This window comes from Microcoleus sp. LEGE 07076 (assembly GCF_015207455.1).
Taxonomy (GTDB): Bacteria; Cyanobacteriota; Cyanobacteriia; order Cyanobacteriales; family Microcoleaceae; genus Microcoleus.
This window is the reverse complement of the sequence record NZ_JADEWV010000066.1, coordinates 1-21727: the sequence shown is the minus strand read 5'-3', so window position 1 is coordinate 21727 and position 21727 is coordinate 1. Positions and strand designations below refer to the sequence as shown.

Here is a 21727-nt window from a genome sequence, read left to right as displayed (position 1 = left end):
AGGTTTTACCAGAAACATTTGTTGAAAAGTCAGGAAATTATCAACCTACTATTCTTGAATTTGATCTATAGTCTTTCTTTCTGCTTCCTTCCAGCTAGATTTTTCGGAAAAAGGCTATTTCTCACTACTATTTTTATAGGGTTTCTGTCTATGATTTCAGATAGTAACAGCGATCGATCGGACAAACGTTCCCGCTCTCAAGCAGAAAAGTCCTTAGACCAAGGCTTTATCTGGCTGACTCGGATTTTGGGAATAGGAGTTGGCCTAATTTTGCTGGTAATCGCCATGACGGTTGCTTTCAGAGCGTTACCAGCGATTCAGCAGTACGGTTTGGGCTTTCTGTTTGGCAGTGATTGGAATCCGGTTAAAGAAGAGTACGGTGCGCTGCCGATGATTTACGGGACGATCGTCAGTTCGGCGATCGCGCTCCTAATTGCAGTACCATTAGGATTAGGGACTGCCATCTTTTTGAGCGAAGACTTTTTGCCGCTGCCAGTGCGTACAGCTTTGGTTTTTTTAGTAGAACTTTTAGCCGCCATTCCCAGCGTAGTCTACGGTTTATGGGGAATTGCTGTATTGATTCCCATTATTACCAGCATCGGCAAGTTTCTCCACGGTAACTTCGGATGGCTGCCGATTTTTAGCACACCGCCAGTTGGCCCAGGAATGTTACCCGCCGGAGTAATTTTGGGGATTATGACTTTGCCCATTATTACTGCTATCTCCCGCGACTCTTTAGCAAGCCTCCCGCCCGAATTGCGACAAGCATCTCTCGGTTTGGGAGCTACTCGCTGGACAACAATTTTTAGAGTCCTCGTACCTGCCGCTTTTTCCGGCATTGTCGGCGGAATTATGCTCGGTCTCGGCCGCGCGATGGGAGAAACGATGGCTGCAACGCTGTTAATTGGCAATTCCAATCAGTTAAGTGCTTCTGTCCTAGCTCCTGCAAATACTATTGCTTCTCTGATGGCAAATCAATTTGCCGAAGCTTCAGGATTGCAAGTGGCAGCCCTGATGTATACGGGGCTAATTCTGTTTATTATGACGCTGATTGTCAATATTTTGGCAGAGTGGATTGTTTCTCAAGTAAGAGCGAAGTACAACTAAAAGTTTTCCAGAATTTCCTACATAATTTGAGTTTATGTCAAATAGCGGCTCAGATCAAAATCCTTTCGGATCGAAAACAGGCAGTTTGAAGAAGGTTAAAAACAGCTCGCAAGCGCTGTTCAATCTGGCGATGACTGTACTGGCTGGCTCTGCTCTAGCCCTAACTCTGCTGCCTTTGTTTGCCGTGCTTTTCTATGTAACAGCACAAGGTTTCAATCGCCTGAATTTAGACTTGTTCACCAAGCTGCCGCCCCCGCCGGGACTGTCGGGAGGCGGTATCGCCAATGCAATTCTCGGTACATTGATGACGGTGGGAATTGCTGCTCTGATTGCTGTTCCTTTTGGTGTACTTGCCGCCGTTTATTTGTCAGAGTTCAGCAGCGGCCAAATCGCTCGCTGGGTGCGCTTTGCTACGAATGTCCTCAGCGGCGTTCCTTCGATTATTGCAGGGGTATTTGCCTACGGTTTGTTTGTGGTAAATATGGGAGGTTTTTCGGCAATTGCAGGCGGTGCGGCCCTGGCTGTGCTGATGTTGCCGACAATCGTGCGAACTACTGACGAAGCTCTACAAATTGTCCCGCAAGATATTAGATGGGCTTCGGTGGGTGTGGGTGCTTCTAATTATCAAACAGTGTTACAGGTGGTTTTGCCGGCGGCAATTCCGGCGATTTTAACTGGTGTGACGCTGGCAATTGCCCGCGCTGCGGGAGAAACGGCTCCTTTGATTTTCACAGCGCTAAATTCGCCTTTTTGGCCCGCTGGATTTGACAAGCCAACTCCGAGTCTTTCGGTTTTGGTGTACAACTTTGCAACGGTTCCTTTTAAGGCACAGAAAGAGTTGGCTTGGGCGGCATCTTTGATTTTGGTGTTGATGGTTTTGCTGACGAGTATTTTGTCTCGTTGGGCTACTCGCCAAAAGGTTTATTAGTCATTAGTCATTGGTTATTGGTTATTGGTTATTGGTTATTGGTTATTGGTTATTGGTTATTGGCTACTTGCTACGAATCCCCAATTTCCAATTATCAATTCCCAATAACAACTAAGAACTAAGAACTAACAACTAACAACTAACAGTCATTAGTCATTAGTCATTAGTTATTGGCAGTTGGCAGTTGGCTTGAAAGTATTAGCTAATAACAACTAACAACTAACAACTAACAACTAACAACTGAGGGCGGGCACGGGGGCACTGCCCCTACCAACTAACAACTGACAAAATTGACTGGTTTTGTAAAATTTGAGAGGATAGTTATTTGTATGATGATGGATTTGGACAAGCAAACAGAAACTGTTTTACGGACTGAAAGTATCAATATTTTTTACGGCGCTTTTCACGCGGTTAAAAATGTTTCGATGGAAATTCCTAAAAATCGCATTACTGCTTTGATCGGGCCGTCTGGCTGCGGAAAAAGTACAATTCTTCGATGTTTTAATCGCCTCAACGATTTAGTCAACGGTTTTCGTTTAGAGGGTAGAATTGATTACCAAGGTCAAAATCTTTACGATCCTGATGTTGATGCTGTGGAGGTGCGCCGCAAGATTGGGATGGTGTTTCAAAAGCCGAATCCTTTCCCGAAGTCGATTTATGACAATATTGCTTACGGTGCGAGGGTGAATAATTATAAGGGAGATATGGATGAACTGGTGGAAAAGTCGCTCAAACAAGCTTATTTGTGGGATGAGGTTAAGGATAAGTTGAAGCAAAGCGGTTTTTCTCTTTCGGGCGGCCAGCAGCAGCGTTTGTGTATTGCTAGGGCGATCGCAATTAATCCTGATGTAGTGTTGATGGATGAACCTTGCGCTTCTCTTGACCCGATTTCTACGATTAAGGTTGAGGAGTTGATGCGGGAACTCAAGGAGAAGTATACGATCGTGATTGTGACTCACAATATGCAGCAGGCTTCTCGGGTTTCTGACCTGACTGCTTTTTTCAATGCTAAACTTTCTGACGATGGGAAGCGGTTTGGCTATCTTGTGGAGTGTGACAAAACTGAGGTGATTTTCCAAAGTCCGAAGGAAGAGTCTACTTTGGATTATGTCAGCGGCCGTTTTGGTTGATTTCCTGACAGGTTGAAATTTGTTTGCAGTTGCAGTCTGCGCGCTAAGAAGCTCAAATGTCAACCTAAAATCTCAAATTGCCTGACTTTCTTGCGACTGAAAGATTAAAGTTTGTCGTTGGGTTCTGGCGCGTCCGAACCCAACGACAAACATAAAATCGTCTGGCTATATCGACCAATTCTTCAAACAGCGGATTCCCAAAACTCATTAACTGAAACAAAGGATTTTAGGCAAACACATCCGGGTGAAATGCGATGTCATAAATACGATTGGGCGTTGCTGAATCAAGGTATGATAAACTTATAGTGCAATCGCAGACAAGCGAAAATAATTTCTTTGATTTTGATCCGGAACTGGAACATCTGCAAATTTTAGATAGTGAATTAGTAACTGAATTGAAGACCTTAGCAACTTGCTGTTTAATTTAGAATAACAAAGACTTTTTCGTTTGAGGCGAGCCAAATAATGCCTTAATCTTGTATTTTTACCCTCAACTCTTATCATATATGTTTTGCGGTGGGATCTGAGCTCCATCGGGAATAAACTTAGGGTAAACTTTCCATCCATCTGTCACATAAAAATGGCATTTTTATTTATTAACAATCTCCCATAGTGGTTCAAAGGTTTTGGCACTATGGTCGCCTAAAACCCATCCTAGAATACCTGGTTTAAAATGGTCTACTGCTGTCCCTAACCAGGTTTTGTTTTTTTTTAGCCAACAAATGTTTCTAATTCATCTAATTTTCCCACTTGTGGAGTTATTTCTGCCTCATAAAAATCTGGCAAGAGTTTTCCTACTTGTTTGACCCAATTAATGATTGTCGTATGATGCACATTTTTGACTCTCCCAATTGCTCGAAAACCCAGGCCATTGACATACATTTTTAGACATTCACGTTTCACATTTTCAGAATCACCTTTATGAAGTTGATAGCCCTCTATAAATTGTCTGCCACAACCGACACAAATATAATTCTGTTTACCTTTTTTATGACCATTTTTATTAACATGAGTTGACTGACATTCAGGACATTGCATAAGCTCTGCGTTTTGTGAAGTGTTATTTTTTGGCGATCGCACTCTCTAATCATCATACCCTAATTCACCAACGCCGAAAGATGTGAGTAAAGCATAGCCTTCGATCGGGGGGACTGGATGTTAATTTAAATTGTTGGCGAAGGGGCGATATTTTTAGGACATAGTTTCATAATTAGAATATCCCCAATCATGTCTACTTGACAACTAGGGCGAGATCCCTTTTGGAATAAGTCAACTAGGGCGCTCTATCAGAATAGTCTGGTATTATTTCTCAGTGAACAACCTGATGAATAGATTCAACATATCGATCAATTTCCTCATCCGTGCAACTCATTCTATTCTGCCAAAGTTCATATTCACTAATATCTATCTCGTCATTCCAAACCAGTGCATAACAACCAGGTTCAATTGTAAAATTTTTGAAAAACCCAGGATTGCGTAAGATCGCAAACATCTGATTGTCCAATAACTTAGAGATGTCGTATTTTTTCACTTCAAGATTGGTAAACTTGACCATTAAGGTGCGAGGGTCAATAGCTTTAGCAAAAACAATGGGCTCAGGTTTCATGAAAAAATAGGAATTATTTTAATGGTGGAAGTTTACTAAATTCTTGACTGTTCCACATATCGAGCATTTTTTTCGGATACAACGTAGCCCATTCTATTACCAGCTTTTGAGTTTGATTCGGTAAATATCCTTTAACAATCTCTCGCATATTGAATGCCAATCAAAGCATTGTACTCACCGTAAACTGTGTAAAGATGAGGATATTAGTGTTCCCAAAATAAAATTTTTATGATGATTCCGTAAAATCGTGCAACTTCTGACATAAAGCTTATATAAACAACGTGAAATGGGCATCCCACCCCGCACAAAAATACAATTTAGATGCGGGATAGCTCACTTAAAAAAAACGGCAAATTCAATCAGCCAAATCCGGGAAAACCTCGCGCACGGCCGGATGCACCAATCGGTGATTCTGCACGTTCAATCCCTTCGCCAAACTCGGATTCATTTCCAAAGCTTTAATCCCGTTATTTGCCAACTGCAAAACATAAGGCAAAGTGCTGTTATTCAAAGCTTGAGTCGCAGTCCAAGGCACGGCACCGGGCATATTTGGTACGCCGTAATGCACAACTCCTTCCTCAACATAGGTAGGGTTTGTGTGAGAAGTTACCCGCAAAGTTTCCACGCAGCCGCCTTGGTCAACGGCTACGTCAACAATTACAGAACCGGGGTGCATTTTCGCAACAAATTCGCGAGAAACCAGAATTGGAGCTTTTTTGCCCAACACCAAAACCGCACCGATTAATAAATCAGCATCGGGGATAACTGCTTCTATTTGCAAAGGACTGCTGTAGAGGTATTCTACTCGGGAACCGAACAGAGTTTCCAAGTAGGCTAGCCGATCGACATTTACGTCCAAAATTTGCACTCTCGCGCCCATTCCTAGAGCAATTCGCGCTGCTTCGGTGCCGACGATTCCGCCGCCCAAAATCACGACTTTGCCCGGTCTCACCCCCGGTACGCCGCCCAAAAGCACTCCTCTGCCACCTTGCTGCCGTTCCAGAAACCGAGCTCCGAACTGCACGGCCAAACGCCCTGCAATAATGCTCATCGGCGTTAGCAGCGGCAATTTCCTGTCGGGGAGTTCGACGGTTTCGTAGGCGATGGCTTGGACTCCGCTGCTGATTAAGTGTTCGGTTAATGTGCGATCGGCTGCCAAGTGCAAATATGTAAACAGCAACTGCTCTTTTTGGATCAGGGGATACTCGGCAGGTAGCGGTTCCTTAACTTTAACAATTAGTTCCCGATTCCAGACATCTGATGCTTTTAAGACAATCTTAGCCCCTGCTGCAACGTAGTCCTCGTCCGTGAAACCTGCTCCAACACCAGCATTCGTCTCGACGAAAACTGCGTGACCTTTGTCGGAACAAGCCCGGACACTGGCGGGATCGAGCCCGACTCGAAACTCCAAATCTTTGATTTCTTTGGGGACGCCTATTTCCATCTACAACCTCTAAATCTCAGGGTTATGCCGATCGAATCTAACTCAAAAACAATTCCTACCGGGACAATACTATTGTAAATTTTAGATTTGGCAATCGGGCCGGGCTAGGCGAACCAATTTTTGATTCGATCCGGTGCGATCGCAATTTCCCAAATTTAGACTTAAATTCAATAAATTTTCGATTGAGCGACCGCAAATTTAGAGCAGATTAACACAAATTAACGCTTATAATTTAACAGGCTTGCACTCAGCGCGTCTCAAAACAAATGCCACGCATACCCACATTAACATTCGATCGGGGAACGCTTTTGTTGCACCCGCCGCCCCAAGGCAGAGACTGGGTAGACTTTGCCACGTGGGACGATCGCGTCGAAAAATACCGGATTCGGGCAATTCACTACCGCCCGCTGGTAGAATGCCTCCAAGCCGACTGTACGAACTTCACCGACGAAGCCCGGGCTTACGAACTACTCGAACTCGTACCCAGCGTCGAAATGCAGCCTTACCAACATCAATCACAAGCCCTCGCAGCTTGGCAAGAAGCGGGAAGTCAAGGAGTAGTCGTCCTCCCCACCGCTTCCGGCAAAACTTACCTGGCACAATTAGCGATGCAAGTCACAGGGCGCAGTACATTAATTGTAGTGCCAACTCTCGATTTAATGCACCAGTGGTATGCTAATTTAAAAGCAGCTTTTCCCGATATCGAAATAGGGTTGTTGGGCGGAGGTTCGCGGGACAAAACACCAATTTTGGTGGCAACCTACGACAGTGCCAGCATTCACGCAGAAACCTTGGGCAATAAATACGGCTTGCTAGTTTTTGACGAATGCCACCACTTGCCAACCGACTTTTATCGAGTAATTTCCGAATATGCGATCGCGCCTTTTCGACTCGGACTGACAGCAACACCCGATCGCACAGACGGCCGCCACAGCGACTTACATTTCCTCGTCGGCCCGACAGTATATAGCAAAAGACCAGAAGATTTAGCAGGCGATGCTTTAGCCGACCATAAAATAGTGCAAATCATGGTCAAACTGTCAAAAGAAGAAGGCACTCGCTACGCCGAATTGCTCGACATTCGCAACGACTTCCTCAAACAGTCTAACATCAAAATATCCAGCCTCGAAGGATGGAAACATTTTATCATGGCCAGCGCGCGATCGCCCTTGGGAAGGCGCGCCATGATTGCCCACCGCCAAGCCAAAGAAATCGCCCTTTGTACCGAAGGAAAACTGCGAATATTAGCTCAAATACTAGCAGAACACTCTCCCCAGCGCACCCTAATTTTCACCGGAGACAACGCCACAGTCTACCGAATTTCCCAAGAATTTCTGATCCCCACAATCACCCACCAAACCCCGGTCAAAGAAAGGCACGAAATCCTCGATCGATTCCGCAGCGGCGAATACAAAACCCTCGTCGCTTCCCACGTCCTCAACGAAGGAGTGGACGTACCCGACGCCAGAATTGCTATTATACTGTCAGGTACGGGAAGCGAACGCGAATACATCCAGAGATTGGGTCGAGTTCTCCGCAAAAGCAGCGATGCAAACAAGTTAGCAATTCTCTACGAAGTCGTCACCGAAGACACCAGCGAAGAAAGAACATCCCAGCGTCGCCGAGGAGGAATGCAGCCTTACAAACCCCAAGCAAAAACACAAATAGAACCGCAGCCAACAGTATATCCGAAATTAGAAACCGTCAAACCAACACCCATTTACGGAGTCAACCGAGAGACAACCAAAAAAGCAGCAGAAACACCAGCAAAATGGGGAGATGATGATGACATTCCCTGGTAGCCAGCCTAAATACTTCCTTCTTCTATCAACTGTAAACTGTCAACTGTCAACTGTCCAATGCTACCAACCGACTTACTAAGCCACCGCCAAAACGGAGAATCAATCATTCCTCTCCGTCTCAAGATAGATGCGAAAAACTTAGAAGCAGCAACGGAAACGATAAACTGTTTTCAAGAGTCGATCGGCAAAACCCAAGGCGAACTCGACGGACGCTTGCTAGAATTAGAAGGCGACAGTCCAGATTATCGCCTCAAACGGGGACTAGCACACCTGCTAAAAGGCGGTTTCTGCACCTTGGAAGTCATCAGCCCCCTAGAACCGTCAGACTTGAGACAGCGAGTATTTGCATTGTCAGCGCGATCGACTCCCAGCCCCCAATCCACCCAAATAACCCTAGAAACAGTAGCCACAGAGCTCAGCCAAGACTTAAACAGAGAAGTTTTCACCCACGAAATCAAAACAGGTTTGTACGCCGACTTAAACGAAAACAAAATCCTCACCGAATTTGACGCACCCACACCCGAAAAATTGCTTCACAGATACAACCTTTCCCAAGTTCAAGGCATATTTTACCGAGCAAGTCAAGTTCAATTAACCGCGCACCGCAACGATCCGGGAGAATACAAACTCCTATTTCGGTATTTAAAACTATTTCAATTAATGACCTACATCGAAGGCGATGCAGACCACGGTTTTACCCTTACAATAGACGGCCCCACAAGCTTGTTCAAACCCAGCACCCGCTACGGCTTAGCCCTCGCGAAAATGCTGCCCGCACTGCTGCACGTCACCAAATGGAGTATGCACTCAACCCTGCAAACCAAAGATGCTTTTAGCGGAGTTATCAAAACAGGTAAATTCACCCTCAATTCCGACTGCGGATTAGTCAGCCACTATCCCCCCGGCAAACCCTATGATAGTATGTTAGAAGCAGCATTTGCCTCGCGGTGGAATGGATTAAAAACCGAGTGGAAACTCGAACGAGAAGTAGACTTAATTCCCATTCCCGGAAGCGTGATGATTCCCGACTTTCGGTTAGTACATCCCGACGGGCGAGTATATTTATTAGAAATAGTTGGCTATTGGCGGCCGGAATATTTGCAAAAGAAATTTGCACAAGTACAGAAGTCTGAATGCGATCACTTGATTTTAGCCGTTTCCGAAAGACTGAATTTGGAAAAAGCCGGAGTGAATGTAAAAGATGTGCCAGCAAAAGTAGTCTGGTTTAAAGATAAATTGTTGCCCAAATCAGTTTTGGAAATTCTAGAATAGTAAGTTATTCTGCATTTAAAATTAAGTTTTAGGGCGGGCTCGCGTACCTACCCCACAAGAGTTAAAAGAAAAATAAGTCTACTGTTTTCTTTCTCTCTGCGCCCTCTGCGCCCTCTGCGGTTCAAAAAAATCCTCCTCAAAAAACATCCCACATTGCACGCTATACTAAAATGGGAATTTACCAAAATCATTGCCACCGCCTACTCTCACCCTAGAACCGATTGAAAAATGGCAGACACAAGTATTGTCGAAAAAATCAAAAAACTGCTAGCCCTCGCCACCTCATCCAATGAAAACGAATCGACTGCTGCGGCCGAAAAAGCTTCCGTTTTACTGGCACAGTACAATCTCAGCCTCGCCGATTTAGGCCAAAATCACCAAGAAGAGATTGACGAAAACTCAGTGGAGACAACATCTAAATTTGTCACTTGGAAAATGATGCTGCTTTCGGGAATTGCTGAAGCTAACGGTTGCAATGCCATGCGAAATACTTATACTGGGAATATGTTTTTGGTGGGAACTTCTACCAACCTGATTGTTTGCAAACACCTTTATGAATATTTGAGTTCTGCGATCGAGAAACGGGCGAAATATCGCAAAGGAAGCGGCCGGGGACTGGCGTATCTGAACGCTTTTCGGGTGGGATGCGCCACAAGATTGCGGCAAAGGCTGCTGGAACAAAAGCAGGAGATGGAAGAGTCTGGGATTCCGGGAGAGGGAAATGCGGCGGCCACTCCAGGGATTGTAGTGCGATCGATGTTTGAGAAAAATCAAGAGGCGATCGCGGATTATTTAGAAAGCCGAGGAGTTAAAGTTAGAACGAGAACAGATTCTCAAGTCAGCAGTGAGGCTGGCTTTAATTCTGGCTATGAAGTGGGCGACAAAATTAGTTTGCAAAAGCAAGTACAGCCGCCAGAGGATATGAAACAACTTAATGAGTGTGTTTGAGTAGGGCGTGCGATCGTGAAAATCAGCTTCCTAGGTTAGAATTAAAAACAGAAACTAACAGAAGAGAGCCGTGTCAGACCAAGATATCGCTAATATAATTACGATCGAACCGGGTAAGCGAGGTGGTAAACCTTGTATTCGAGACATGAGAATTACAGTTTATGACGTGCTGGAATATCTGGCTTCTGGGATGACTTATCAAGAAATTCTAGATAATTTTCCCTATCTCACTCAACAGGATATTTTAGCTTGCTTGAGTTTCGCCGCTAAACGCGAACAGTTTATGTTAGTCGTTGGGTCATGAGACTACTTTTGTTTGACCAAAATCAGGCGTTGCTGATTTACGGTATGAAAGACTAAATATGCCAATCATAGAAACCAGTACCCACAAAGCTTCTGGATTTTAAACTGATTTTTTTCATACCCTGATTAAGCAACGCCTCTCTTCAAATCCCTGCATCGTTTGACCGGGAGAGATAATTTCAATTACCAGTTCAGGAATTGCGGGACAAGCTTCATTTCGCCGCCAATTTTTCGGCAGACGCGCATAAGAAATGTAAGTCAAATCAGGAACTGGTGCCCAATCTTTGCCCAGACGCTTTAACAGAATTGCCCATTTTGGAAGCACTCGTCCGCGACTTTTACACCCTACACGAATCAGGCGACACAAAGCTTCCTGTAAACTAAAATGAAAAAATTTTGGAGACACTTTAGGAATTGCTTGACCATCTATAAACTCATAATATATGTCTCCGTCGGGCAAAGCTAGAAATTCTGCTAAAGTGAGTTTGGTTCCGATGCCTACCATGACTCCCAGCCCTCTTGCTAATTAGTTCAAATATCAATTATACAAAATTTCCTAATATTTTTAAACAGAAGACCCGGCGGTTGAAACCGCGGCTATACAAACAAAACCCGCCTCCGCGGGTTGAAGAATAGGCGGTGAAAATTACGTTTACATTATTCTCTTGAGTCCGCGGAGGCGGACATTGTTTGTGTAGACGCGGTTTCAACCGCCGTCCGATATTTGTTTGTGTAGAAGCGGTTTCAACCGCCGTGTTACTTCAACCAAGCCCGATGAGCCATTAAAGCCGCAAACGGCTGCACGCCCCGCAACTGATTCGACAGCGGCAAATGACCCCTAGGCGCGCTCAAATCCCAAATAAATTCCTGCGGGTAGCGCGTCCAATCATTTCCTTTCTTCCAGCCAATTAACGGCCACAATTTGTCCCAGTTTTTGCCCGAACTCAGCCAAATTTCCCGCTGTACGGAAAAGCCGAATTTGCCTTCGGAATGAATTTTCCACAGCGTATTAATTGTTTGCAAATCTGCCACGGGCAAACTCTCAACTTGCGTAAAATACAGCCATTTTCTGACGGAAGCTGTGGAGCCTGCCAATTCACAAAGCTTGTCTAAAGTCAAGCGATCGGCTTCTTGAAATTCCTGTAATGCCAATAATTGTTGCAGCGGAGTGTAATCAATGTTAGAGTCCGATCGCAGCGGCACAACTCCAGTCGGAAAATTCGCCTGCAAAAACTCCCTCGCTCTGGCAGAATCCGCACTATACAGAATTTGGTAAGCCTTGCCCATTACCGCTGTCGGTTCCTCCGACTTGCGCTCTAATAAAAATTCCATCAATACGTCCCAACCGGCATCTGCTATGTGCTGTTGCAGCAGTTGCAGTTGAGTTTTTTCCGAACCAGACCTCAACTGTGAACGGAATTCGGCTGTATCGGCGGCCGAGTCTAATGGAGAACTAGAAATCGAGTCAGTCATGAGCAACTATCAGCTATCAGCTATCAGCTATCAGCGATTAGCTGAAGCCCTGGTTTTCCCCCATTGTACAATGGTACTGACTTCGATTCACTGCTGAATGTACTCGGATGGTTGCGCGCTGCACGGCGGCAGACTAACCCCGCCGCCCGCACAGTCGATCGCGCCAATGGCAGCAATCGCAAATAGGTTTACCATCTGAAATTTGCGATCGGTGCCATCGAGAAGAGTTTCTGGTGCAGCTTAATCGTCCACGATGGAAACCCATGCAGAGAACGAAGGGGGAAAATAGTTGATGTCATATTCCGAATCTTCCCACTCTTTGACCCAAAGCGGTACAACGCCCGGGCGAGGTGTGGCGGCAAAGATTCGTTCTTTGGATTCGATCGAGTGAAATAGCTGTTTTAAAGTATCTCCCCGATCCAACGCGCAGCTGAGGATGTCGTCCAAGTCTGGATCTACCCGTTTGACGCGGTTTTTGTCTTCCTCATCCAGCCACAGTAGTTTCAAAGACTTGAGATCCCTCGGACTGAGAATGCTCTTGTAGTAAACGCGCTTGAGGGTGGCTACCGGTTCCAAAGAGCGTTCGATCCGGCGAATTTGCTGAACTCGCAGGTAGTGCCATTCCGCTAAACGCTTGCGTTCCGAAGGCGCGAGGGTTTCCTTCCCGGTTGAGTGTTTGTAGTCGTAGTTAACCAAGCTGCAAGCCATATTGGCCAGCAGGTGAATTAACTGTTTTTCTTTGGGTGTCGCCTGACGCCGTTCTTGGGTTCTTGTCAATACGCGCTGTCTGCGGGTAGTTTCGAGAATATTTTCCATTTGGTTTTTAAGAGATGAAATACGATTGTGCCAGATCCGAATCCCGAACATCAGAAGGTAAGGAAGTCCCGAAGCCAGGGAAACTCCACCCACAGACTTGCCTCACCTATTTATTTTCGCATTTACCGTTGTTTGAAACTGACTTCAACCACCGGGATTAGGTAGGCTGATATTCGGATCGACTTTTAACCGCCTCGGAGCGAGGCGGTTGCGACAACAAACACCACAACCACAACCACAACCACAACCACAACCGCAAAGCAGGCGCCAATTATTTCCTGCCTTTACCCGTTTCTACTTCTTCTTGCTCCCCATCCTCATTCGTTCCAGTGTAGTTGAAGTCGGGATGACTCCCGGAAGCCGTCAAACTGCTGGCTGTTTTTGGTTGGGGGACGATCGCAGAAGCGCTGGCGCTACCTGCATGGAAAGAGCCGATGCCCGCCGAGGCAATTACCCCTAATACTAAGATGCTGTTTTTCATGTTCGATGACCCTGATTTCCGTAGATGGGCACTTTTTGGCTAACCCGATCGGTCAGAAGTGGGTTGATGCAATAGCCCACTTGTCTTGCGATCGATCTGCCTGCCATAATCAATTCAGACAGGCACACCCGCTGGCGATCGGAAACGCCGGAAGTGACGTGTTACTAATGTCCACGATCATCCACTAACCAGAATTTTTTGGGTAGTGGGGCTAAGGCCATCAGGGCGTCGATCCAGCAGGGAGTTATGTCATCAGGGTGCTCATCTATCGGGTAGTTAATTCATCAGGGCGCATCTTCTACAATTAGCCACAAACTTAACTTTTATAGTTGAGCGAGTGGTTGGCGGGTACTGACAATGCCTTTAAGAATTCAACTTTTTGTGGATTTATTCCGAAAAGTTTTTCCTTAAGAATCCCCGCACTTACTTATTGAAGTCTGGGGACTGTCAGCAGCATGGAATTCCATGCAATCTAAGTCAACAAAAAAAACGCAGATTAACGATATCTCCCACTCAAGCAGCCCTCAGCAAAACGCTGGGGTTTTTTATTTGCACTCATTGCTGAGCCTTTTTCTCCGGCATTAGGTAGCCTGATTTTAAGGGAGAAGGTTAACGGCATTGCGGTTATGAGTTTCCCTGGCAACATCATACCATCGGGTGAATTTTAAAGTATTATTGTAAATAAATGTGAAGTTAAAGTCGCTGTGATGTTCTCAATCCGATCGAGTAAAAATTGATATAGTTATGTGAATAAATGTAAATAATCGGGTGTCACGGTTCGATCGCCCTCCGGGCAGGATTTGGGGCGAACGGTTGCAAAGATACGGTAAAGATTGAGCAGCAGAAAGGTCATTTAGTAGAGAATAGACTAAAGAGGCAGAAAATTTTTCCACGACAGTAAGCTGGCAATAATAATTATTGCAATTGGCAACCTTTCAATCGCATAACATAGGGGCGCAGTATCTTGATGAATTCCCAGATGACAGCATTCGTCAACTCAACATACCAATATCGAGTCGGAGGATATTTGCCTGCCGGTGCGCCCACCTATGTCAGGCGATCGGCAGACACCGAGCTCTACGAAGGACTCAAAGCCGGACAATTCTGCTACGTATTGAGTTCGCCGCAAACGGGGAAGTCCAGCCTGTTAGTGCAAACAGCCAAAAGATTGCAAGCAGAAGGCACAGTTTTTGCCGCCATCAACTTGAGAAGCATCAGCAACCCAGATATCTCCCCCCAAAAATGGTATGGCGCAATCGTGTACCGCATCGCCAGCAGTTTGCACATCACAAACAGGTTTGATGCTCTCAAATGGTGGAACGATCGCGAACTGCTGTCGCCGGCGAACCGATTCGAGATATTTATCGAAAAAGTGTTGCTCAAGTCAATTCGGCAAAACCTAGTAATTTTAATCGATGACATTGACAGTATTAGAAACCTGAATTTCAGTACCAGCGATTTTTTTGCTGCGATCCGGGCTTGTTACTCCAAGCGGGCAGAGCAACCGGAATACGATCGCCTGACTTTTGCAGTTTTGGGAGTAGCAGCCCCGTCAGAACTGATCCGAGATCCAAGCTGCAACCCTTTTAATATTGGACGGCCGATTAACTTAAGTCGATTGCAACTCCACGAAAGTTTGCCGCTAGCAAAAGGATTGGCACTCAAAGCTTTTCGCCCCCAAAAAGTGCTCCAAGAAATATTAGCTTGGACGGGCGGCCAACCGTTTCTGACTCAAAAGCTTTGCCACTTGGTACTTGAATACGGGCCTTTTATTGGCAGAAATTGCGAAGCCGAGCAAGTTGAAAAACTGCTCAAACACCGCATTATTAAAAATTGGGAAGAATCGGACGAGCCCCAACATTTGACAGTAATTCGCGATCGCCTTTTCCACAGTCGCTGCGACCTTACCAAGCTGTTAACCCTGTACCAAAAAATTTTGCAGCCGCCCGACCCAACCAAACCGGGGGAAGCGCCGGGAGTAGCGGCCGATTACTCTCCCGAACAAATCGAATTGCAACTGTCAGGACTGGTTGTTAAAATTAAAGGTAAATTAATAGTTGCCAACCGAATTTATCAGTCTGTTTTCAATCAGTTTTGGGTGGAACAAGAATTAGGAAATCTGGCTCCGTACCGCGAGGCGCTGGCTGCATGGCTGGCTTCCGGTTGCGAAGATAACTCGCAGTTATTGACCGGGGAAAGTTTGCAGTCAGCTTTGGATTGGGCGGCGAACAAACAATTAAGCCAAGAACACAGTTGGTTTTTGAATCCCGGAACTTTGCCGCAAAAACCGACAGTCGCTGTCGCACAAATTGCCGACAGCAGTGCAGACACCGGTGCAGACAGCAGCATTCTCACCCTGCCCTCAGATATTGTTCAATCCGGCAGCAACGAACAGAGATTGTACGATCACATCGTCTCTTGCGTGGAAACAGAATCCCCCGCACAGGTAATCGATCGGTTCCGCAAGCTATTTATCGACGGTATGGGCTATCCCGATCGCTCCATTGAAGCAACTTTGTACAGTATAGTGTCCGTCAAGCGATCGGAACGAAACTTTAAATATATTCTCCACCGCTGCTGCTACATCCCGATCAACCGCTGGCAATTGCACTCGCTAAACAAATTGGCGATCGCAAACCTGGTAGCTTTATTCAAGCAGACTTCTCCCCGATTCGGCATGGGTTCTTACATAGTCAAGCGCTTGCAAGAACAAATAGACTTCTTTACTAAAAGTCAAGAATTCCAGACCATAGAGCGTTTAGTAAAAGCCCTAGACCAAGACTCGGAACCGCAGAAACAAGACAGTCATTCCCCCTTGGGCGAATTGATTTGTCGGTATCCTTATTTGTACGGACATTCTCTGCTGAGCAAGGACAGCATTGAGGAAGACCAGAAAACTATCAAAAAACTGGAATTTCAAAGACAAAAACAATTTGAAACAAATTTATCTCAATACTTGAATTATTTGGTTGAGCCGAGAAACACAGAGATTGGAATTGTGGAGCGTGCAGCCAATCCCACACTTTTGAACGATGCAGAACTGCACTTAGCTGTTAGGGAATTTGCCGGAAAAGTAACAGGCGATCGCAGTTACAAAGAATCGGCTCAATTTTTTCTGAGAGATGCCAGAAAAACTCCATCTTACAGCTCATTTAAACTGGATTTATATGAATATTTGATCTCGTCCGTCGAGCCAGAATACGGCGGTCGTCAATTTAACGATCGCTTGTACAAGTACATCAAAAATACATTTTCAGAAAACGACTCGGTGAAATTAAATAATATATTGTTAGCTGGGACTTGCAACCAATTGTTCAACTTTTTAGTAGTAGAAAATTCGCAACATCCCAGCCACTACGTTTTTTACGATTTGGTCTACAACCTCGGCCCCAGCCGCACAATGGGTTTGCTGTTCAAAATCTTACTGCTTTCGGGCAAAGTTAAGCCAGAGTTGGAAAAGCGATTGTCTATTTTGTTCAATCACTATGAAGGTAAATCTTCTGATGAAATTATGTGGTTTGTAAAATCATTGGAAAATTTCAATGTGGCTTTGGTGGTAAATTTTGGTAAGACAGATTTGTCTGTGGTTAAACAGCATCTTATTTTGAATTAAAAAAGAAATATAGCCTTTCAAGCTCTCATATGAGATACTATGCGGCATAGGGCATAGGCAAAACCGGGCATAGGGCATAAGCCTCTGCGGGCATACCTCACCACGCGATCGAACCGCTATAAGGATCGAAAACTTAATAACTTAAACACCTCCTACAGTCCTCTCTCCTGTAAGTTGCCTTCCTCAAAGGAGGCAGAGCCTCGCCTATCTGCATTACCAGGCAGAGCCTGGTAACGAGCAGTCGCTTAAGTTATTAAATTTTCATTCCTAAGTTGATACAAAACTGTAGTATTATTCAGTAAACAAGATTGAATTAATTAGTTTTCAAGAGTTGAAATTATCTGCGTCGATCGGCGTTTATCTACCTGACATCTGCGGTTTGCTCATCAATCAAATATCTATGCAATAAGTCTAGTAAAAAACAATATGATCAGCTATCTCAAAGGCACTGTCGCCAATATCGCCAAAGGCAGCAACCGCATAATTTTGACTCTCGAAGTCAATCAAATTGGCTATGAAATCCAAATTTTACCCCGCGTGACGGGTGAATTGCCAGCATCCGGCGAAGTCGCTCAAATATTTACTCACCAGCAAGTTAAGGAAGACCAAATCGTATTGTACGGTTTTGGTAGCGCGGCAGAACGCGATTTGTTTCGGCAGTTGACGAGTGTAAGCGGTGTTGGTGCTCAACTAGCGATCGCCCTTTTGGACACTTTAGGAATGCCAGATTTAGTCCAGGCGATTGTCGGCGGTAACACCCGCATCCTCGCCAAAACCCCCGGAGTCGGCACAAAAACCGCCGAACGCCTCGCCCTGGAACTCAAAAGCAAACTCTCGGAATGGAGACAGCAAGCTGGTTTGACAACTTCCGTCGCCGCCGGAGTCCCGCCAGCTATTCAAGAAGAAGTCGAGATGATCCTGCTGGCGATGGGTTACACAGGGGCGGAAGTCTTGCAAGCGCTGCAAACTCTCAGTCAAGACAGCACTTTGTCGAATAAAGGTAACTCTGATGATTGGATACGCGAGGCGATCGCCTATTTGAGCCGATAGTTTTCTGGTCAATACTATTAGCTATTGAGGACACCGCAATCTCGTTTCCCTACCTCAAAATAATCGTAGCACGATCGAGTCCTCCCCCGCGATCGCTCTTTTTTGATGCAACCATCGCCCGATCGATTGTAACGAAACAGCACCGCCGCATCCCGATCTTATACCATTTTTCCAAAATCCTGCCACAGTAGTTGTAGGGTGCGTCGCACGAGAACAATTCAGAGCATTTCACGCCAGATATATCGTGCGACGCACCTTACACATTGGGTAGACGAAACAAACTCAACAATTCTATTGCAGCCAGCTTTTTTCTAAATGGTATTACTTGTTTAGACACTACCAATAGTAGTCAGGCGCGCAATACACACCTACCAATAGAGTTTATAGATAATTCCTAGTTAAATTGACACCAATTCCACATAAAATTCCCCTACAAAATACTATTTAAGTTTTGTAAATACTTGGTTTTTTACATAAAAACACTCTGTTTAGCCTGATATAAATAAAGTAGTCCTCAATAATTTTTGCAGTTGATATTCTCGACAATTTTTGCGAAGTCTGGGATATGAAACGCTGACAACTCATGCCAAATTCGGCTTAAATACCCTCTTGACTTCTTAGTCAGCCGAGGCAGATTTCGTTTGTGTATCGGCAATCTCTCTATGGTTGCCCCGGTTTCAAATGCCGAATGATAAAGGGGATAGATAACTTTTCATAAGAGGTGAAAAATCATGCACATTTCAACAGGTACTGCTGGCTTTCGGAATTTGGCTTTGTCTGTTGTTAACGGTGCAATTACTTTGATTGTACTTTTGATTGCGCCCTTGGGATTAGCTGCCGTAATTATTAACACCTTGTTAATAACAGCAGCGACTTTTGTGGCAGGAGAAATAGCCGATCGCGTGATCCGCTACCTTCAGCCCAGCAACGCTGAAGAAATCTTCCGAAATTCCCAGCAAATCCAGTCGCGCGATCGCACACAGATCGATCGACGACGCTAAAAATGCGTAAGTCGCCTATTACCCATATCTTGCACCATTGTCAGCAACGGGCTAGAAGCCCGTTCCACAAAGAGTGAAATTTCTTGTGGAACAGGCCCGAAAGCCTGTTCATAAAAGGCTTCCACACGAATGGTGCAATATCTGACATATTACCCACAATCAGGACACGGCACTGCCGTGTCCGTACAATTAATCCGGCGATAGTTACATCTCTCAGGTCGTTCTCTTGATTATTTTGGCGCGCCAGAAACGGCATTGCCGTGTGCAGAGTTGTCGATCGTTCCGGTACAACTATTCTTGAGGAATTACCGTGAAAACTCTCTACGTTTCTCAACCAGATTGCTATCTCGCACTCCAACAAGAAAACATCATCGTCAAAAAAGGCGGTGTCATCCTTGCCAAAATACAAATACCGCTTTTAGAACAAATTCTGGTATTTGGTAAATCCCAAATTTCTACCCAAGCAATTCGCACTTGTCTGTGGCGGAACATCCCCATAGCATATCTTTCGCGCATGGGTTACTGTTACGGACGCATCTTGCCCATAGAACGCGGCTACCGACAACTTGCTCGCTATCAACAGGTACTCGAAGCCCACCACCGTTTATTAGCAGCCAGACAAATTGTCATTGCCAAATTGAAAAATAGCCGCCTGATATTGCAGCGCATCCAGCGAAAACGCCTAGATTCAGAAACAGTTGCGATCGCGATTAAAAGCTTAGAACATCTCAGCGAAAAAGCTTCTCGTTCTGAAACCATCGAGCGATTAATGGGATTGGAAGGAGCCGGGGCAGCCTGTTATTTTTCGGCATTTGGCGAATGTTTGTCGGTTCCAGAATTTGTATTTGTTTTCCGTTCCCGCCGTCCGCCAGGGAATCCGGTTAACGCCATGCTGAGCTTTGGATATCAAATCCTGTGGAATCATTTACTTTGTTTGATAGAACTCCAAGGACTCGATCCTTATCAAGCTTGTTTGCATCAAACTTCCGAACGCCATGCTGCTTTAGCTTCTGATTTGATCGAAGAGTTTCGGGCTCCGATTATCGATTCTTTGGTGCTGTGGCTGATTAATTCAAAAGTCATGGATGCCACCCTCGACTTTGTTTACCGTGATAGCGGTTGTTTCTTGAACGATTCCGGGCGAGCCAAATTTCTCCGTGCTTTTTTGCAGCGCATGGAAGAAGAAATTCAAACTGATTCTGGCGAAAAACAGCCGCGCTGGGATTTGTTTGTGCAGCAAGTTAAGGCTTACAAGCAGTTTGTTTACAATCCTCAACTTTTGTACAAGCCTTATCGAATTCGTTAGCTGTCAAAACTTATACTCCTAGACACGAGGGGGCCCAGAAACCGGGTTTTTCACGAAAATACTGCGCTGTCGCCTTCAAATTACCGAAAAAACCCGGTTTCTTTAGTCTCGCGGAGTGACCAGAAACCGGGTTTTTCACGAAAATACTGCGCTGTCGCCCTCAAATTACCGAAAAAACCTGGTTTCTTTGGTCTCGCGGAGTGGTCAGAATTAACTTTTTGCGAAGCGGAAATTAATCATGTACTTGTACGTTGTTGTCTATGATATTCCTTGCGACAAGCGCCGCCAGAAAGTTTTTAACTTGCTTTCTGGTTACGGCACTTGGGTGCAATATTCGGTCTTTGAGTGTGCCTTATCTCAGCGTCAGTTTGAGGAGTTCCGCACTCGCCTGCGGGGACGGGTTAATTTGGATGAAGATAACATCCGTTTTTATACTTTGTCAACGCGGGCGATCGGGCAGGTAGAGTCGCAATTCACTTTTCCCCGCAAGGGGATTGAAACTCTAATAGAAGAGAACTCGCTTCAATAGATAGTGTCATGTCGCAATTCACTTTTCCCCGCAAGGGGATTGAAACACTATAAGTAGTACTAACAGTAGGAGAAGCAGTGGAGTCGCAATTCACTTTTCCCCGCAAGGGGATTGAAACACTTTACAGGGTTAACAATAAAGTGAGCAGTAGAAGTAAAAGTCGCAATTCACTTTTCCCCGCAAGGGGATTGAAACTTGGGTAAATATCTAATATCTTTTCTCTTTCCTCTTCCTCTAAAACGTCGCAATTCACTTTTCCCCGCAAGGGGATTGAAACCTCTTCATTCTTGGCTAAGAGTAAGAGTCCTAGGTCGCAATTCACTTTTCCCCGCAAGGGGATTGAAACTCTCTTTGATTTTCAGGTGAAACGTAATTAGGGATATGAGGTCGCAATTCACTTTTCCCCGCAAGGGGATTGAAACTTTTACTATAAGTCGTAGCTTTGAAAATCATCCTACTATTGGGTCGCAATTCACTTTTCCCCGCAAGGGGATTGAAACATCACGGGGAACCCTTTGACCTTTACCAAGGTCTCGGTCGCAATTCACTTTTCCCCGCAAGGGGATTGAAACATCTAGTAAGAGCATTCTGACTTCTACTGTGTTCTGGTCTGTTGTCGCAATTCACTTTTCCCCGCAAGGGGATTGAAACTTGATGGCGCTGATGCCAGTAGTAGAGGTCTTAATAATAGGGTCGCAATTCACTTTTCCCCGCAAGGGGATTGAAACAAGAGATGCTCTTAATATCTCCATAATATTTTGAAGTCGCAATTCACTTTTCCCCGCAAGGGGATTGAAACTTCCAAGCTTCGCTCTCCTACCATAAAAGCATCTTTTTGGTCGCAATTCACTTTTCCCCGCAAGGGGATTGAAACTCCGTTGATCGTGGCCCCCGTTATTTGTAGATCTCCGGTCGCAA

At 45.2% G+C, this 21727-nt stretch carries 18 protein-coding genes, 2 pseudogenes and 1 CRISPR repeat array; of the genes and pseudogenes, 13 read left to right on the top strand and 7 right to left on the bottom strand.

Annotation, left to right across the window (positions count from 1 at the left end; all coding sequences use genetic code 11):
* The first annotated feature begins 150 nt into the window (after positions 1-150).
* The 3 genes from pstC to pstB all read left to right on the top strand — a co-directional run bounded on the left by pstC (position 151) and on the right by pstB (position 3165).
* Positions 151-1107, top strand: a complete 957-nt coding sequence (gene pstC / locus IQ270_RS13335) for a phosphate ABC transporter permease subunit PstC (RefSeq protein WP_193973673.1) — start codon at positions 151-153, stop codon at positions 1105-1107.
* 34 nt (positions 1108-1141) lie between these two features.
* Positions 1142-2035, top strand: a complete 894-nt coding sequence (pstA, locus tag IQ270_RS13330) for a phosphate ABC transporter permease PstA (RefSeq protein WP_193973672.1) — start codon at positions 1142-1144, stop codon at positions 2033-2035.
* Positions 2036-2364: 329 nt separating this feature from the next.
* Positions 2365-3165, top strand: a complete 801-nt coding sequence (pstB, locus tag IQ270_RS13325; protein ID WP_193973671.1) for a phosphate ABC transporter ATP-binding protein PstB — start codon at positions 2365-2367, stop codon at positions 3163-3165.
* A 300-nt stretch (positions 3166-3465) separates the two neighbouring features.
* Here the strand turns inward: pstB and IQ270_RS13320 are convergent.
* From IQ270_RS13320 to ald, 3 genes and pseudogenes are all read right to left on the bottom strand, one after another.
* A pseudogene (locus tag IQ270_RS13320) lies at positions 3466-4203 on the bottom strand (IS1 family transposase).
* Between the two features lie 271 nt (positions 4204-4474).
* Positions 4475-4771 carry a DUF2442 domain-containing protein gene (locus tag IQ270_RS13315; protein ID WP_193973670.1) on the bottom strand — a complete coding sequence of 99 codons (297 nt, stop codon included), beginning with the start codon at positions 4769-4771 and terminating at the stop codon, positions 4475-4477.
* A gap of 355 nt (positions 4772-5126) precedes the next feature.
* Entirely contained in the window at positions 5127-6215 is a 1089-nt protein-coding gene (gene ald, locus IQ270_RS13310; RefSeq protein WP_193973669.1) for an alanine dehydrogenase, read from the bottom strand.
* Between the two features lie 266 nt (positions 6216-6481).
* Between ald and IQ270_RS13305 the strand changes: the two genes are divergently transcribed.
* The 4 genes from IQ270_RS13305 (at position 6482) to IQ270_RS13290 (ending at position 10541) form a co-directional block, all read left to right on the top strand.
* Entirely contained in the window at positions 6482-8017 is a 1536-nt protein-coding gene (locus IQ270_RS13305; RefSeq protein WP_193973668.1) for a DEAD/DEAH box helicase family protein, read from the top strand.
* A 57-nt stretch (positions 8018-8074) separates the two neighbouring features.
* On the top strand, positions 8075-9289 hold the full coding sequence (locus IQ270_RS13300; protein WP_193973667.1) for a DUF790 family protein: 1215 nt from the start codon (positions 8075-8077) through the stop codon (positions 9287-9289).
* 228 nt (positions 9290-9517) lie between these two features.
* The gene (locus IQ270_RS13295) at positions 9518-10237 is read left to right on the top strand and encodes a DUF2786 domain-containing protein (RefSeq protein ID WP_193973666.1); all 720 of its coding nucleotides are present in this window, start codon (positions 9518-9520) and stop codon (positions 10235-10237) included.
* 70 nt (positions 10238-10307) lie between these two features.
* Positions 10308-10541, top strand: coding sequence for a DUF433 domain-containing protein (locus IQ270_RS13290; RefSeq protein WP_193973665.1), 234 nt, complete (start codon positions 10308-10310; stop codon positions 10539-10541).
* Between the two features lie 114 nt (positions 10542-10655).
* On the opposite strand, the gene IQ270_RS13285 is transcribed toward IQ270_RS13290, so the two are convergent.
* Positions 10656-11045, bottom strand: a complete 390-nt coding sequence (locus IQ270_RS13285) for a Uma2 family endonuclease (protein WP_193973664.1) — start codon at positions 11043-11045, stop codon at positions 10656-10658.
* A gap of 251 nt (positions 11046-11296) precedes the next feature.
* Positions 11297-12013, bottom strand: a complete 717-nt coding sequence (locus IQ270_RS13280; protein WP_193973663.1) for a GUN4 domain-containing protein — start codon at positions 12011-12013, stop codon at positions 11297-11299.
* Positions 12014-12076: 63 nt separating this feature from the next.
* On the opposite strand from IQ270_RS13280, the gene IQ270_RS31915 reads away from it, so the two are divergent.
* Positions 12077-12199, top strand: a complete 123-nt coding sequence (locus IQ270_RS31915; protein ID WP_255532426.1) for a hypothetical protein — start codon at positions 12077-12079, stop codon at positions 12197-12199.
* Positions 12200-12253: 54 nt separating this feature from the next.
* On the opposite strand, the gene IQ270_RS13275 is transcribed toward IQ270_RS31915, so the two are convergent.
* Positions 12254-12922, bottom strand: a complete 669-nt coding sequence (locus tag IQ270_RS13275) for a hypothetical protein (RefSeq protein ID WP_339384152.1) — start codon at positions 12920-12922, stop codon at positions 12254-12256.
* A 178-nt stretch (positions 12923-13100) separates the two neighbouring features.
* On the bottom strand, positions 13101-13310 hold the full coding sequence (locus IQ270_RS13270) for a hypothetical protein (protein ID WP_193973662.1): 210 nt from the start codon (positions 13308-13310) through the stop codon (positions 13101-13103).
* A gap of 979 nt (positions 13311-14289) precedes the next feature.
* On the opposite strand from IQ270_RS13270, the gene IQ270_RS13265 reads away from it, so the two are divergent.
* From IQ270_RS13265 to cas2, 5 genes and pseudogenes are all read left to right on the top strand, one after another.
* On the top strand, positions 14290-16923 hold the full coding sequence (locus IQ270_RS13265) for an AAA-like domain-containing protein (RefSeq protein WP_228056329.1): 2634 nt from the start codon (positions 14290-14292) through the stop codon (positions 16921-16923).
* Between the two features lie 426 nt (positions 16924-17349).
* A complete protein-coding gene (ruvA, locus tag IQ270_RS13260) occupies positions 17350-17973 on the top strand; it encodes a Holliday junction branch migration protein RuvA (protein WP_193973661.1) in 624 nt (207 codons plus the stop codon).
* 731 nt (positions 17974-18704) lie between these two features.
* Positions 18705-18974, top strand: a complete 270-nt coding sequence (gene csx18 / locus IQ270_RS13255; RefSeq protein WP_193973660.1) for a CRISPR-associated protein Csx18 — start codon at positions 18705-18707, stop codon at positions 18972-18974.
* A gap of 310 nt (positions 18975-19284) precedes the next feature.
* Positions 19285-20280 carry a CRISPR-associated endonuclease Cas1 gene (gene cas1, locus IQ270_RS13250; RefSeq protein WP_193973659.1) on the top strand — a complete coding sequence of 332 codons (996 nt, stop codon included), beginning with the start codon at positions 19285-19287 and terminating at the stop codon, positions 20278-20280.
* Positions 20281-20518: 238 nt separating this feature from the next.
* Positions 20519-20731, top strand: a pseudogene (gene cas2, locus IQ270_RS13245) (CRISPR-associated endonuclease Cas2); the annotation flags it as partial.
* 14 nt (positions 20732-20745) lie between these two features.
* A CRISPR array of direct repeats spans positions 20746-21683; the repeat unit is 36 nt; unit sequence GTCGCAATTCACTTTTCCCCGCAAGGGGATTGAAAC.
* Positions 21684-21727: the final 44 nt, after the last annotated feature.